At 36.7% G+C, this 14,239-nt stretch carries 12 protein-coding genes; 1 reads left to right on the top strand and 11 read right to left on the bottom strand.

Annotated features, from left to right (window positions below):
• Positions 1 to 2: 2 nt before the first annotated feature.
• The 4 genes from JN11_RS04135 to JN11_RS04120 all read right to left on the bottom strand — a co-directional run bounded on the left by JN11_RS04135 (position 3) and on the right by JN11_RS04120 (position 2,620).
• On the bottom strand, positions 3 to 953 hold the full coding sequence (locus tag JN11_RS04135) for a DUF5712 family protein (protein ID WP_144909912.1): 951 nt from the start codon (positions 951 to 953) through the stop codon (positions 3 to 5).
• An 11-nt stretch (positions 954 to 964) separates the two neighbouring features.
• Positions 965 to 1,516 (bottom strand): BfmA/BtgA family mobilization protein, encoded by a 552-nt coding sequence (locus JN11_RS04130; protein WP_144909910.1) that lies wholly within the window; start codon positions 1,514 to 1,516, stop codon positions 965 to 967.
• A gap of 502 nt (positions 1,517 to 2,018) precedes the next feature.
• The gene (locus tag JN11_RS04125) at positions 2,019 to 2,357 is read right to left on the bottom strand and encodes a hypothetical protein (protein ID WP_144909908.1); all 339 of its coding nucleotides are present in this window, start codon (positions 2,355 to 2,357) and stop codon (positions 2,019 to 2,021) included.
• The gene (locus JN11_RS04120) at positions 2,354 to 2,620 is read right to left on the bottom strand and encodes a helix-turn-helix domain-containing protein (RefSeq protein ID WP_144909906.1); all 267 of its coding nucleotides are present in this window, start codon (positions 2,618 to 2,620) and stop codon (positions 2,354 to 2,356) included. The genes JN11_RS04125 and JN11_RS04120 overlap by 4 nt, the downstream gene beginning before the upstream one ends.
• A 294-nt stretch (positions 2,621 to 2,914) precedes the next feature.
• Between JN11_RS04120 and JN11_RS04115 the strand changes: the two genes are divergently transcribed.
• Complete coding sequence (locus tag JN11_RS04115) at positions 2,915 to 3,598, top strand: hypothetical protein (protein WP_144909904.1); 684 nt, start codon at positions 2,915 to 2,917, stop codon at positions 3,596 to 3,598.
• Between the two features lie 394 nt (positions 3,599 to 3,992).
• Here the strand turns inward: JN11_RS04115 and JN11_RS04110 are convergent, their stop codons facing one another.
• The 7 genes from JN11_RS04110 to JN11_RS04080 all read right to left on the bottom strand — a co-directional run bounded on the left by JN11_RS04110 (position 3,993) and on the right by JN11_RS04080 (position 14,235).
• Positions 3,993 to 6,224, bottom strand: coding sequence for an nSTAND3 domain-containing NTPase (locus JN11_RS04110; RefSeq protein ID WP_144909902.1), 2,232 nt, complete (start codon positions 6,222 to 6,224; stop codon positions 3,993 to 3,995).
• Positions 6,225 to 6,268: 44 nt separating this feature from the next.
• Entirely contained in the window at positions 6,269 to 7,033 is a 765-nt protein-coding gene (locus tag JN11_RS04105) for a uracil-DNA glycosylase family protein (RefSeq protein WP_144909900.1), read from the bottom strand.
• A 9-nt stretch (positions 7,034 to 7,042) separates the two neighbouring features.
• Complete coding sequence (locus JN11_RS04100) at positions 7,043 to 8,824, bottom strand: ParB N-terminal domain-containing protein (RefSeq protein ID WP_211360641.1); 1,782 nt, start codon at positions 8,822 to 8,824, stop codon at positions 7,043 to 7,045.
• Between the two features lie 10 nt (positions 8,825 to 8,834).
• Complete coding sequence (locus JN11_RS04095; RefSeq protein ID WP_144909898.1) at positions 8,835 to 10,118, bottom strand: DNA-methyltransferase; 1,284 nt, start codon at positions 10,116 to 10,118, stop codon at positions 8,835 to 8,837.
• Positions 10,119 to 10,226: 108 nt separating this feature from the next.
• Positions 10,227 to 11,102: a hypothetical protein gene (locus JN11_RS04090; RefSeq protein ID WP_144909896.1), complete on the bottom strand. Its 876-nt coding sequence runs from the start codon at positions 11,100 to 11,102 to the stop codon at positions 10,227 to 10,229.
• A 2-nt stretch (positions 11,103 to 11,104) separates the two neighbouring features.
• Positions 11,105 to 12,754 (bottom strand): ATP-binding protein, encoded by a 1,650-nt coding sequence (locus JN11_RS04085; RefSeq protein ID WP_144909894.1) that lies wholly within the window; start codon positions 12,752 to 12,754, stop codon positions 11,105 to 11,107.
• Between the two features lie 188 nt (positions 12,755 to 12,942).
• A complete protein-coding gene (locus JN11_RS04080; protein WP_144909892.1) occupies positions 12,943 to 14,235 on the bottom strand; it encodes a hypothetical protein in 1,293 nt (430 codons plus the stop codon).
• Positions 14,236 to 14,239 lie beyond the last annotated feature (4 nt).

The raw sequence follows: 14,239 nt of genomic DNA, 5'->3' as shown, positions 1-14,239 counted from the left end.
AGTTATCGTGTATTAGTCCTCGTCTGTCTCTTCCTGTGGCGATTTCTCCCATGTATAGCCTCATCATCCACATCATCTTTTATGTCTATATGGACAGGGTTGATAAAGTCTTCAAAAGACTCGTCTATGGTGGCAGAATATGGATGAATGCCGGTTGCTAATTCCATGTCGGCTTGATCCTCGCTAAGGCAGGTGCTTAAATCTGCGGCTTCTTCTTTCTGACTTTGGGTTTCCATCCGCACCCGCTCGGCCAGACTACCGTTTTTCTGCGCATTGGCATACGCCATTGTGTCTTTCATTTGCCTGTCAAACTCAAATAATTTATCAAACAGCGTTTCTCCACACTGTTTAAAAGCCACCCGGTCAAACTGGCCCATCTTTTTAGAATGTTCCTCATTCTTTCCCCTTGATGTGTTCATCGGGCTAAGCTTAATCATATTGGTTACATCTTTCCGGCTTACAATAACTTGTACGTGCAGCTGTTCGCCTTCCTTACGGTCGCCACGCTTTTTAATACATTGTTTGACTTCCGGGTCATTATAGGAATAATAGCGATAGTTCTCTAGTTTGGCAAACCATATCAGATCCTCATGGCTATTTATGCTCTCGCGTTTAAAGTTCTGCGCATAAGCATCCATTACCCGAACCGCAAATCCTTTGAGCTGATCTTTAACACCATCATCACCGTATTGCTCTTTTAAAAAAGCGATCTCTTTTTGACTGGGGCTGATATTAACCAAGAAGAATTTGGCATCAGCTTTACCTAATTTGGCAACGTTATTATCTATCATGTGCATCACCTCATAGCCATCGATAGTTAAACGGTTCCCATTGAACCAGTTTTCAGGGAACTTGTTCCCAGTCAACCTGTTCTCTTTTTCAAGGTAATGTACCAGCCCGCTACTGCTTCCTTTATTGGCAGCCTCCTTACTATCACTTATATTGATAAACATAATATTTACTATTATAATGTTCGCACCTGGTCTTTAACCATAGCAATTAGTTCATCTTTTTCCCTTCCCGATGTCATCATGGTAAACGCCTCTCTTGACCTGATATAGCTTTCCAGTATCGACATAAACTGCGTTTTCAGGGTCTCCTTACTTTTCTGACTTTTTGCTATTACATCCATCAACCGGCCTATTTCACTGAACACACCTGCCTGGGCATGTTGATTGTTCAGCACATCTACATTGTGCTGTAATACCTCGGTGTTAAAGCGTTCGATGATTTGCCGCTGCGATTCACCGATTCTGTCTATCAATATTTTGATTGGAACCAGCAGCATATTTTCCTGCGTTTTAATAAAACCAATATATTGCTGGTGGTTTTTTAACAGCGTGTTTTTTAGCACCTCATCATTCAGGTCCACTGGATCTTTCTTGCTTTTATAAAAATAATCGACCATTTGAATAAAGACCTGCCGCTTTGTCCGCCCCAGTTTAAGGGCGATCTTTTCAAATTTCTGGTCAACCACAACAGGGTATCTTACTGATCTTACATTAATATCTTCCATTGCTTAATTTCATTTGTTGGCATAAGGCTGTATAGACCTATAAGCCTTTAAATACCTCTATACAGGATACCGCCGGGTATCCTGTATTATTCTTTTTTGCCGGTAAAAACGCGGTAAAGTATCCCCGGAGGATACGCAAAACCCCGTAGCGATAGCGTAGGGCAAGCAAAGTAGGGCTCTGCCCAACTTCCGCTTGCTCCTTTTTTCTTCAAAAAAAGGACGAATACCTATCGCGCGGTCTACCATAACTTTCATAAAAAAATGCGCCTAAAAAATTGCTGTTCATAAGCGTATGTGGTTTGAAATAACTGGGGGCTTTTAAGAACCCGTTACTCCGTAACGGGCTCCTGCCGAACGAGCTCCCACTTCGCCGGGAACTGGTTAGAAGATTCGTATCGGGATTGTCGCTTTGGATTAATTGTTCGTGGTGTGACTTCATCGTATCTGTTTATCGGTCTATCTGACTATCGCCATATCACTATCTCAATCGATCGCTGTACCACTATCTCAATCGATCAGTAGATCTGTTTTCGTCGGCGTCCTCCGGCCAGTCAACAAGACTGCCTTTGGTTGGGTGATAGGATGGGTAATAACGGATATAACCAAATTCGTCCAATTCCCGGATGCACTTGTGATAGGTCGCTACCGATGCTATCCTTGAATAAGCCATCAGTTCTTTCCGGGTAACCGGAAAGGGACTGATAAAATTATTACGTTGCCACTGTACGAATAAGGCTGTGAACAGGCTGATATGGGTAGCCATCAGCCGACGGTCTTTGCCCATTCGCCTGACTGTTTTGCCATAGGCTGAAATTTTGTGGTGGATTGCTATTTTGATCATTCGCTGCCGCCTTCCAATAATTTCTGGATGTCTTCCATTTTGTAATACATCATCCCGCCAATTTTGCTAAACCTAAGCTTGCCGTTAATACGCAGGTTCTGTAAAGTACCAGGCGATATTTTTAATACCTTCCTGACCTCCGCACTTTTTAGCCATTGTTTAGGTTCCACCTTTCCCGACTGAAGGATAGCCTTGAACTCATTTAGCAGTTCATGCTTAAAGGCCTTTAAATCTTCTTTTGTAATTAATTCGATTGCTGTCATTCCTTAATGCTTTAATAATAAATATTCTTCTACCCGTTGCCTGTTCAGGCAATGGTTTGGATATTCCATAGATTGGATGAAGCGGCAATGATATTTGTACAAAACAAATGTAAAGTAATGTTTTGACAATATAAAATATGTCAAAACAAATGACTATGTTTGCATCGCTGTTCAGAGAAAGTGGTTAATTCCAATTGATTATTTTTGATGGTATTTATTGCATGATCAGTAACTAATTTCAAAAGGAAAAAGCCAAAAGCAATCAAAACACATCAAAAATTATTTTTAAAAAAAGTGAAAATAAGTTATAAAACATACCTGAATGACAGGTTAAAACAGGTCGATTTCCACGGCTTGATGACCCATCCGCTGTATGTACAGGTTACTTATGAGCGTAAAACCATCTTTTTCAAAAGCTATTATTTCGAGTTATTTGCTAAAGAAAGATATTTCCTTAAAATTCCTGGGACAAGTATTGCAGAAGGGCCGGGCTTACTACAGGTGATCGGCATGGAAACCGAGGTTATTAAATTCATTGTGCAAAAACATCCGGACAATTTCTCACTTGACGTATTTAAAAAAGAATACGCCTATTACAGTAAAGACTTGTGTGACGAACTGGAAAGCGGGTTTATAGATTACCTGTACACTTTCTTTTATGACGAAGGGCTGCCTGCGCTGGCGGAAACGATAAAGAAAGGCAGTAAATCTACCATCGCCTATGATGTAGTGAGGGATTTGAACAGGGCCCTCAATAAAACCCTTTATGATAAGCTCATAGAAAACTCGTTTTACTACGCTCCTCCTTATCTACCCGTTTACGGTTTTATGAAAGAAGTTAAAAAATGGCCGATGCTATGCCTGACAGCGATGGAGTGGGATAATAAAGATACGGTCAAGGCTTTTAAGGAATATGTGGAAATCCATTATCCTGATATGAAGTCAACTGAATTGATCGGGCAGGTCAATAATTGGTAATCATAATGTTAAATTTATTAGTTGGAAAATTTGCCGCTAATAGTGATGATAATAAATAGTTATCTATTGCTCGTCGTTAATACCACGAATAGCATAGTACTAAGAGATTATAGCTTATTTAAAATAAATTTTTCTGTCGAAAGATTTTTTAACCGGTTAAAAATAACAGAAGATTATGGGCGGCAGAGTTGCTTGAAAATCTTAACAAAAACTGCATTTTTAACTTGCCAAAATTTTAATGCAAAGGCAGCTTTTTACATATATGCAGCGGATTAATTGACGTTTAATAAATTAACAATCCACCTATCAAAAGTGCGAAAATCCATCCCTTTAGTCCGCAAAAAAGCACTTTAGGCCACAATTTTGAGCCCAACAATGGCTATAATAGAAAACATTAAGTTTTATCTGAATCTCGGGCGTATCTATATTGGTTAGTAGAGATTATTTCAATCCAATCCTGGTAATCAAAGTAACTATCGAAGCTTGGTATCCATATCCCATAATAAGTCAAGGCTTTGGCATAACTGAGGTATTTATCTTGCACCTCTTCCAATTCATTTTCGAAAATGATATCTCTTTTCAAGTCGTCCAAGTCCATCTCTAAGTCATTAAAGAAGATTTCGCGAATTCGACCTCTTGTGCTGATCACCGTTCCACTGAGTAATAGTTCTGGTTTTATAGAAAACTTTCGTTCGATAACTTGGCAGGTTTTAATGATTTCCTCTAAGTCATATTCATCGTCAAGCATAGGCTCAAACAATTCCATACCTATATCGTTTAGTGCCTCTATTAATTTTGGATTATCGACTTCACCTATAAAGGATTTAAATTGGCTGAGAATAAAACTATCTTCGAATACTTCCGCATAATCTTCAATATTTTTCAGGAGGTCACATGCTTTATCCATCGCATCTTTCGTCCCTACATAACGGATTAATAGGAAGAAGATGATTAAATGATCATAGTCTTGATAATTCTCAATTTCAAAGTCAAGGTTTAATAATCGATCTTTTAATATCGAAGGCATTTCCAGTTGCTTTGGTTCATCATAGAGCTTATAAAACCTTTTTGTTAACTGAATAGCATATTTAGCAGAAAATGTAATTCTTTGAATTTCATCCTGATTTGATAGAATAAAATTATTTAAAAAATCCACTAACGAAGGGTTATTAAATTTAAAATATTCCCTTTGTTCCCCGAAATTACTACGCACTATAAAGCTACCATACAGCTTCTTAAATGCTGATCTATATATGAACATGGGTTTAACAAAGTTGTTATGCTTAACTTCATAAGACAACCTGTGATCAAAAGCTTTCTCTAGGACTTCAACAGCAACATCGTCGCCCAAACTATACATTGTATTAATTATTAAACGTTGAAATTCATCGATCTGTTGTAGATAAGCCATTCGCCATATTTCATCTGGATTTGTGAAATTCTCAATGATGAAATTTTTAAATTGAATCGGAGATAAATCTGCCACCTTATCAATCATGGTTATATACTCTAATGATCGTGGAGAAAAATTTTTATGACTAACGATAAATTTCTTGATTTTATGCTCAGAGAGGACTCTTTTCAACTCTTCATCTAATTCAGCGTATTCGGCATGATTAGTCAGCATCTGTGCTTTTACACTTTCCCGATAGGATGACAAATTAATAAGTGCTGTATATTTCCCGATATTGAAATCTTTAAGCTTTTGAGATTGTTCAACCGCGCCAGTTAAAATAAAGTTTCTTGTTGTTAAAACAACGAGCTTATTTTCCTGACGGATAATACGTTTCAAAATTGCGATTAAAGCTGATTCTGCCCCTTTGGCTTTCTCAATCTCTATTGCATTATGTCCCAAGAAATCGTCAAAATAAAATATTTGTTTTTGATCGGATGGCGTTAAAAGTTTTTCAATATCTCTGATATCATCATGGATATAGGTTAATGAATAACCATCTTTTATGTACTCATAAACAAGCAATTCAGCCAAAGTAGTTTTACCTGTACCCGGATCACCCGTGATTATGATAAACTTATTTTTGATTAATGTTTTTCTAGCTTCTACAAGATCCGATGTTTCTACATACAGATTTAGCTTCTTTTTTAAATAATCTTCAGTGAATTCAAGCGATCGACCAATTTGTTCGAAATGTAAAATCCTCTTCAAAACATCGGTATTTGAATACCAAAGTTTGAAGTGTCGGTCAACTATGTGAGAATTGTCCAGCAACATTCTATTAAGCGACTTTCTATCGTGAATGTCACTCAGCGATTGGATATAGGGCGAAAATATATCATATATTTTATCGATTTCGCCGAGTGTCAACTCTAAGGAAGTAAGAAAGATATATCTTTTGGGTGCAAGTTTAACTACTTTGTCTTTTTCTGATTTTTTTAGGTCGCGAATAAGTTTTGCAGCATCGGACTTGCGATAATGCTTTACTTGTCCGATTATGTAATTAGGTCTGTTTCTTTTTGAATATCGAAAGTCTATCCCTCGATCCCGCCCTTCCGGATAGGTTTTATAAACAATGCCATTATTTAATTTTTGATTTTCTGCATTCAATAAATCGCAAACCAATTCTTCAAAATCAGTGCTATTCAGCGTAGAAAAATCATAGTCCGCCATGGATAGAATTATATTATTAGTGAATGTCGTTATTTTATGTTTGGTTAGGTTTGCAACCAACCAAAAGCATTTTTAAGATAGTTATCCAAATACTTGTGCGCCTCCACTTTATCTAGTCCAAAATCTATTAATCTTCTGTAAGGACTGCCCGGTGACGGCAATGCTAAACACTGGATTATTCCGCCGTTTTCCACGGCGATCTGTGTGAAGATTGGTTTGGTAATCAATTGCGGATCACCCATGATGTTTTTGACAAATTGATCCTGAAATTGATAAGCTGCTGCTGCGTCTAGCTGCAACTGGCGATGTTGCTGAAAAAAGTCGTTATGAAGCAGCATTTCATTCATCACACCTTTGGACGTACAGAGAATCTTTTTCACTTCACCTGGCTGTGGGTAGGTAAAAAACCGGTGGTTATATAGCCTTTTTGAAAGGTCTTTATCAAGTGCTGACTTTTCTTTGCGGGTACAACTTAAAATGGCGTCCGTAATTCCGATTTGATTGGCTTTTAAACTGGATAAAATGCTATCCTTATTTAACAATTCAATATCCCGGTCTAGATAGGTTTTATACCATGACCAGAAACGGTTCACTGTACTCCCATAAAAGAAAGGGAATTCGCCGGTTTTTTTTATTCGACTGGATACGAAATGCGATTGATCATTTATGTCAAATTCATGCTTTGTCAATGACCAAATTGGAAAACTCCCTAAAATTATTTTAGGCTGCATGATAATTGGCGTATCGACGTTAATCCATGGGTGGTATTCTCGGCTGGATTTAGAAATTAAAGTATCTGTAGAAGGCATTTTAAGACGTTATATGAAGTATTTGTTATATAAATCTTGCCCCATTTGTCGGTATTGGCTCGATTTGTATGTTTTAAAGTTAAAGCTGTCTACATTAGCCAATTGGGATTTATAATATGTAACATCTCCGGTTTTGTTATTTTCAATAAGAATTCTTAAACAATTGATCATTCCATTAATCGTTGTTACATTTAGCATAGCTTCAGGTTCAGTTCTATTCATTATCCATTTCTCCTTAGAAATATTGTCTTTAAAGCCAATAAGAATATTTCTAATTTCGTTAACACTAAATTGTTTATATTCCTGAAGAAGAGCAAAATCTTCAACTTTTTTACTCAGTTGATCTTTTTTAGGATTTGACCAAATTTTAAAAATGCTATCATTACCATCAAGTTTTAAAAGAGGCCTTAATCCGAAACTTATAATTGATGCTGTTTTAATTTTGTCTTTTTCATAGGAATATTGTTCAAACATCGTTCCCAATGGACCACCTAAATTGAGTTGATTGATTACATATTTAGCTATTGAAGTTGTGGAAAATGGCACCAAATAATATTCGATTTCTTGTTTTAAGCCCGAAGCAGCACCTGATTGAGTAGCATTAATTTCCAAAAATAGCTTTGCCTCGAATTTCAATCTTTTGTCTTCAATTTCATTTTTGGGATACAGTATGCCAGTGACTAATAGATTTTGAATTCCTCGTAGTTTGGCGATGGAGGGCTCATATATATCGTCTCCTTCGTAGTACGAGTATGCACGATGTTGCCCATCTATTATTCCGATAATGCTGCTAACATTGTCTATTTTAATTACGGTGGGCTGAACTTTAGTTTCTTCAGAGTTTTTTATAATTCCGTTATCATCAATGATTAATTCCAGTTCATTATCGTCAAATAATTGAATCTTATCTATTGGGATAGTTACGATTATGTTATTAATGAAAACACGTTTTTCATCATGTAAATACTTTCGGAGGCTTCGCATTTTCTTTGCAACAAACATCCGCTGGTAAAGACCTACATTATCCGTATTTCTCCATCCTTCTTTTCGAAGTACGAAAGATCTTTTTAATAAAGATTCTGCATCAATATAAAAAGAGACAATCTTGTATCCATCTTTAAATGAAGAATGCTCTTCCGGTAAAATATGCCCAGAAAAATCCTCAGCCGATCCGACAGATGTGCCTTTAATATTATTGCCGACTTTGGTAAAGCTAATCTCTAAAAAATCAAAAAACTCATGCTTGGTTGTTTTTTTGATCACCTTAGCGATTCCTTCAAAATACTTAACAATTGGGTAATCGAAATATTTAATATTGTTAACTAACAACTTATGTTCTGATGGAATCTGATATTTAGAAGCATAAAGAACTCGGATTTGAAGTTGTTTGATGGAATATTTTGATAAGACATCCGTGTTAAAAGCGTCTGCAAAGGGCTTAAACTTTTCTTCAGTCAGCAAGAATTTGATAAACTCTCCTGCGTCATCTTTGATTTTGTCATAGATGACTTTTTTATTAATTAAATGTGAGGAAACGCTTTTCTTAATTGTGTATTCTGTAAGGAGAACGATATTTTCATAATAAAAAATATCATCCATTTCAGACGTTCTTCCTTCATAAACAAATTGAGTACCATCGATTCTAGGAGCTCTTTTGAACCCAATGTTAGACATGAGATTCCGAATTTCCTTTTCCTGAAGTCTTTGTTCTTTCTGCTGTTCAGTAAGAACAACTTTAACCTTTTTGGTACCGCCTTTTACTTTGGCTTTAGGTTTAGGTGTTTGCGCCATTTAATATTGATTATTCATAATCCTGCTCGTTTAAATCTACCATTATTTCACTTAAAATAACTTCATTTTTTGATAGGGCACCGATCTCCCTAATACTTAGAATTTTTTTATAACAATGGGTAGCTTTATTGGTGTATGCGTACAATTGACCTTCCGGTAACATTACCGAAAAATCATTGAAGTTGCCTGCATATTGAAATAGAGGTTCTATACCAAATTTCGAAAGTGGTGCCTTGCCAATAATTTTCTGCGTGGCAAGTTCGATTTCCTGAAGTTTACTTTGATCCCGTACTAAGATCAGATATTTAACCACAATTAATAAATGCGTTTTTTGTGGGGCTTGATCGGTCATTTCAACAAAAACCAAAGCGATTTCATCCAACTTCGCATCTTTAAGCTTTTGAAAAAAAGTTCGTGCGTATTTTAACGCTCGTAATTTTAAAATTAGCTCTTCAAAAACGTTTTGGTGTAAAAGAGTCCGTTCGCCCTGTTCATATTCTAAACGCTTTTCCTCACCTGTTTGCAGGAGATAATTTTCAAACATTTGAATGTACTCCGGATTAAGTTCGCTACCGATATACCGCCGTTTCATATTAGCGGCTTTTGAAAGTACAGCCCCACTTCCCGAAAATGGATCCAGTACTACATCCCCCTCAACAGTTGTCAACTTCAAAATTTGCGCTATCATTTCTTCCGGTAGTGGGCAAAAATGCCGGATATAACCCTTACCCCAAGATCCTTGCACCGGGATATCAAAATGCCAAATAGCTTCTGGTGTTTTCCCCCGGGGATTGTATCGTTCAGGGTATTTCACCCACCATTTCTTTAATGCTTCATAGTCGCGAACAGTATCAATATGAAATGTGTAGTTTTCCGATTTCGAAAACATCAAAACATATTCAAAAGAGTTTCTCATTTGCCCCTTATGAGCCCAGGGGACAGTTTTATCTTTTCCCCAAATAATAACTTCCTGAAGTTTCCACCCAATGGCTTTGATCTTGTTTGCGAAATCAAATGGCAATGGGACTGTCTCACCCTCTTTTCGAAACATGTCTATGATTACCCAAAGTGTTCCCGTATCTAAAGTGCAATTAAAAACATTGGTGAAAACTTTGACTAAATCGTTTAGATAGGCATCATAACTTTGGCCAAACCCAATCTGTTCGGCATAGCCGTAGTCTTTCAAATCAAAATACGGGGGTGATGTAATTGTAACCGAAACGACTGGTTTTTTAATAAGCTTATTAATTTCCCGGGCATCAATTTGGTGTATTTTATATAATTCTTTTGGCATCGATTACTTTCATATTGGAAGATTTTTAGTCTTCTCAGCTAGTATTTAAAAATAAAAATGGCCCACGAAATTTAAACTCGTAGGCTAGCAATAACAATTTTGTTGGGGTTAAGGAGCAATTTCCTCAGCGGCTGCATCGCGCAGATCGATAACATCTACCAGGGTTTTGGACACACATTTTGTGTAAAGTGCATGTTCTGCCACGTCACCCTGATAATCAAAGTTCAAAAGTATTGAAAACATTTGACGACGATCTTTCTCGCCGTAAACATAAAATTCGTTTTTGTGCAAATTAAATTGATTGCGGGATGCCTTCTGAACGATAACTTTTGAAACACCAATTACCGATAATTTATTATAATCCAATTCATCGACAGTGGGATGATTAGCTTCATACAAATCCTTAAATGATACGGCACGTGGGTCTTCAAGATTGTTAGCGATGGTTTGCTTTAACATTTCTTTGTAAACCTCTGGATCATCGTCTTCCGTATATGGCCAGGTCAAAAAAAGCGAAAAACCTCTTCCATGTTTAGCCTGGTATTCAAAAACGAGGTTGAATACTTCCCCTATAGGAACTTTGCTTTTAGAAATATTCCCATCATAATCAAGATTTACCACGTCAACGGGGAACACTTTTTCGCTGCCTCCCATAATCGCATTGTAATTCTGTCGTAAATATGATCCAATTTCAGTTTGTTCTACGGTAGCGTTTGTTAAGTTGGTTCGTATTGTTCGAAAAAATTTTGCCACGGTTTCAAAGCAAACAATTTTTCCTTTGGTAATGTAAAATGCCCCCGTCTCCGTTTCTTCCCAACTAATCAGACCTTTCTCCGCAAACAATCTCAGATCATGCATTTCCTCAGCGGGAAAAGTAATTATTTTCAGACCATCCTTTTCAACCGCCATTAATGACGCAAATTCGACCCATTTATCTCGAATGAATTCTTTATGCTTGGAATTGTGCAGGTAAGGTTCGGCCATATTTATTTAATATCCTTCCAGGAATTTATTTTTTCATAAAAGATCTTTTTGAGCACATCGGGGTTGCCATTACATTCATTAAAAGCTGTTTCGAAAATTAGAAATACATTTTCCAAAACTTCCCAATCCTTCTTTTTGAATTTTTTTGCCGCCGATTCATCAACCTCCACTGTCGTTTGTTTTTCCGATGTTTTCACGATGCGGATTGGACTGTTTGATGCTGAAACTGGTGTTTTCTTTTCGGTACTCTTCGGCTTTGCTTTAGGAACGTAAGTAACCTGTGCAGTATTTAAAATCTTTTTTTGGCTTTCGTTTGTCGCCTTTGTAGTGGCGACATCGCGCACGTCTTTCGCGACTTCATAGATTTCGTTATTCGTGATTTTAAAGACCTTGGTTCTTAAAAATTTGTGAAGAAAATCCTGCAAAGCCAGGTAATGTGGATGTGTAACACGAAAGGACTTCCTGTCGATATTCATCGCATCTTCAAGCCCCTTCTCAACATAAATTTCCCCCGAGATCCAATTCCTAAACAATTGATCCATATAATTGGGATATCTCATGAAAGTCGGGTCGAATCCGTATTGTTCAGCGATTGGAATGTTTCTGATCCTGATGGAAACGCCATTAAGTTCCCGGGGCGTTAATAATCCATGTTGAACATAAAAATATCCTTTGAATTTAATGGTGTCAGCACCTGAAGTAATTGACTCGTCAAAAGATTCAACTGCTGATAAAGATCGTATGTAATGGAAAATTGGTTTTTTGAGAAACATACCATCCAGATCGACTTTGAAATTCAGCGATTGGTGAAATTTAACTAGCTGGTTAATGATTTGATCATTTTTGTTCTCGCAAGGCCCTCCCTCAATATATTCAACGGGAATATAGGATGCGAGATCAATAACGAATTGCAGATAGGCGTTATCTTCGCTAAACGATTTTAAATGCTTGGTAGTGTGATAATCAATTAAAGCTTTCATGCTCTTAAAGAATGATAGATCAAAATCTTTGTGTTTTGATCTATTCAATTCAGCAAGATATTGCCTGTTATCTAGGATGGTTTTAACAGATTCTTTTAAGCCGAGCAGCTTAATGATCGTATAGTGTTCCTCCGCATCTTCTTCTTCATTTACTAAAACGTAGGCTCCTTTTATAATTCCATCATCGGTATATACATCCTTTTCATAAAAGTCTTTGAAATTGATGTTCGCTGTAAATTTAAAAGATTCACCAGCTTTTGTCGACGTGATTTCAAGTTCTTCACACAGTTCATTCACCGCAATAAAGCCAATCCCAATTTTTCCGATTAAGGGCCTTTGTAACTGTTTGGAAAGGTCACCATCATTTCTTTTGTTGGACTTGCTGATCCATGCAAAATTATGGTCAAAATCAAGCGCGTTCATTCCACTCCCGTTATCAATAATTGTAATTGAATCTTCGATGGGTTTAACCCGAATGGTCACTAAGGTCGCATCGGCATCATACGAATTATTAATTAATTCCTTAACACAGCTTGCTGGTGAACTGTAAATCCCAGAACTTAAATCGTTAATAATTTGAGAATGGACTTTTATGTTTCCCCTTTGAGGTACCTCTAAATCCAGAGTAATGTTGTTACCAGGTTCTTCACGAAATTTATCTTCTGGTATCATTGAGACTAGCAGGTGTTAAGGTTATTTACAATTTTATCAAAATATAATGATAAAAAACCTAATAATTCAGGATATATTACTCAAATATACTTTTTCTTTCCCCAAAAACTTAATTAATAGCGTCAATGATCCCGAAAACCGATCATCGAAATAAGGTGGCATCATACAGGGATTCGCGAATAATCAAACTATGGTTTTAATAAATAAGCTTTTAAGATTTGGCCTATTTCTTCATTTGTCCCCGGGTCAACAAGTGCAGCAATTGCCGTCTGTGTCAATAGTTCCGTATTTACTTCATAGTCAGATTTATTAAAAAATTCGCCAGCACTAAACTCATCATGTGCGTTTTGAAAATCATAAAGCAATTCATCATCTGCCAAGAAAGGTAAATTTGCCGCAATTTCTTTTGAAAAGAAATTTTGATCTACAAAAAACTGAGATGCTTTATCGATATATGTTTTTCCAGTTTGTTTTCTTGGTGCAATTAGCATCAACCATAGATAATTGAAAATTCTATACTCGAGTGCACTAGCATTGATTATTTTTTCTAATTCATCACAAAAATAAATCCGGCTATTATCTAAACCATCAAAGAGGCAGGCTAGTAACGCAAAATATCCTCCCGACATATAAATTAAAAACTGGTCATAGTCTTGGGATAAACCGAAATGAGGGCCTACCATCGTAAGACGCTCTCCGTTATTCTGCCAGGTGACGAGTTTTTCAAAACAGTATCCTTTTTCTAATTTACCGGTTACATTTGCAGCCCGAATTCCTAAATGCAACGCGACTGGAAAATGCATTCCTATATACGTTTGATAATTAGTGTCGTAATGATAATCTATCGAAGCGGCGTAAAATTTTTCTAACTCGCTGCAATATATCGAAACAATATCCTGGTATTTAAGCGATAAGATTCCAATTGACTGTAAAAACTCCCCTGATTTTATTTCAAAATCCAAGAGTCTAATCTGATTAATTAAACCAGGGATGCTTAAATTCACCCATTGCGATTGCTTGATAAAGTCTACCAACTTAACGATGTCTAATTCTCCTGAAAGCCTCCGGTGTTGCGATAATATATCGCTGATCAGCAAGAGTTCTTCAGAAAGTGATAAACGGTAAACTCTGTAATTGTAAATGCCATAAGCACGTTTTAAATCATCGATCCTTGATGAATTTTGACCTTGATTCAATACTATTTGAAAATAAAATAATGGTTTTTCAAAAATTTCGTTTGGTTTGGAAAGCACCTTTAGCGGATTATATACCATTGAATTTGAAGCAGTAGTTTCCACTTCAAATATAAATAGAGGGAATTTTTGACCTTTTTCCAGAAACCAAGCGACATCTACAGCTATTCCTTCGGGATCTGTCGCAATCACCGGAAACTCTGATTCGGTTGCATAACCTAAAACCGCTCCTAAAACACGTAATCCTTCAATGAATTCATTACCTTCCGGAAGTTTATGCTGCGCCATTTTC

The sequence above is a fragment of the Mucilaginibacter frigoritolerans genome, from assembly GCF_007830615.1.
Taxonomy (GTDB): domain Bacteria; phylum Bacteroidota; class Bacteroidia; order Sphingobacteriales; family Sphingobacteriaceae; genus Mucilaginibacter; species Mucilaginibacter frigoritolerans.
The sequence above is the reverse complement of the archived record's forward strand: the minus strand, read 5'-3'. Positions and strand labels throughout refer to the sequence as shown.

Bases quoted from the DNA above. Each gene is read 5' to 3' on its own strand.
- JN11_RS04135 (WP_144909912.1), bottom strand. From the start codon at position 953: ATGTTTATCAATATAAGTGATAGTAAGGAGGCTGCCAATAAAGGAAGC.
- JN11_RS04130 (WP_144909910.1), bottom strand. From the start codon at position 1,516: ATGGAAGATATTAATGTAAGATCAGTAAGATACCCTGTTGTGGTTGAC.
- JN11_RS04125 (WP_144909908.1), bottom strand. From the start codon at position 2,357: ATGATCAAAATAGCAATCCACCACAAAATTTCAGCCTATGGCAAAACA.
- JN11_RS04120 (WP_144909906.1), bottom strand. From the start codon at position 2,620: ATGACAGCAATCGAATTAATTACAAAAGAAGATTTAAAGGCCTTTAAG.
- JN11_RS04110 (WP_144909902.1), bottom strand. From the start codon at position 6,224: ATGGCGGACTATGATTTTTCTACGCTGAATAGCACTGATTTTGAAGAA.
- JN11_RS04105 (WP_144909900.1), bottom strand. From the start codon at position 7,033: ATGCCTTCTACAGATACTTTAATTTCTAAATCCAGCCGAGAATACCAC.
- JN11_RS04100 (WP_211360641.1), bottom strand. From the start codon at position 8,824: ATGGCGCAAACACCTAAACCTAAAGCCAAAGTAAAAGGCGGTACCAAA.
- JN11_RS04095 (WP_144909898.1), bottom strand. From the start codon at position 10,118: ATGCCAAAAGAATTATATAAAATACACCAAATTGATGCCCGGGAAATT.
- JN11_RS04090 (WP_144909896.1), bottom strand. From the start codon at position 11,102: ATGGCCGAACCTTACCTGCACAATTCCAAGCATAAAGAATTCATTCGA.
- JN11_RS04085 (WP_144909894.1), bottom strand. From the start codon at position 12,754: ATGATACCAGAAGATAAATTTCGTGAAGAACCTGGTAACAACATTACT.
- JN11_RS04080 (WP_144909892.1), bottom strand. From the start codon at position 14,235: ATGGCGCAGCATAAACTTCCGGAAGGTAATGAATTCATTGAAGGATTA.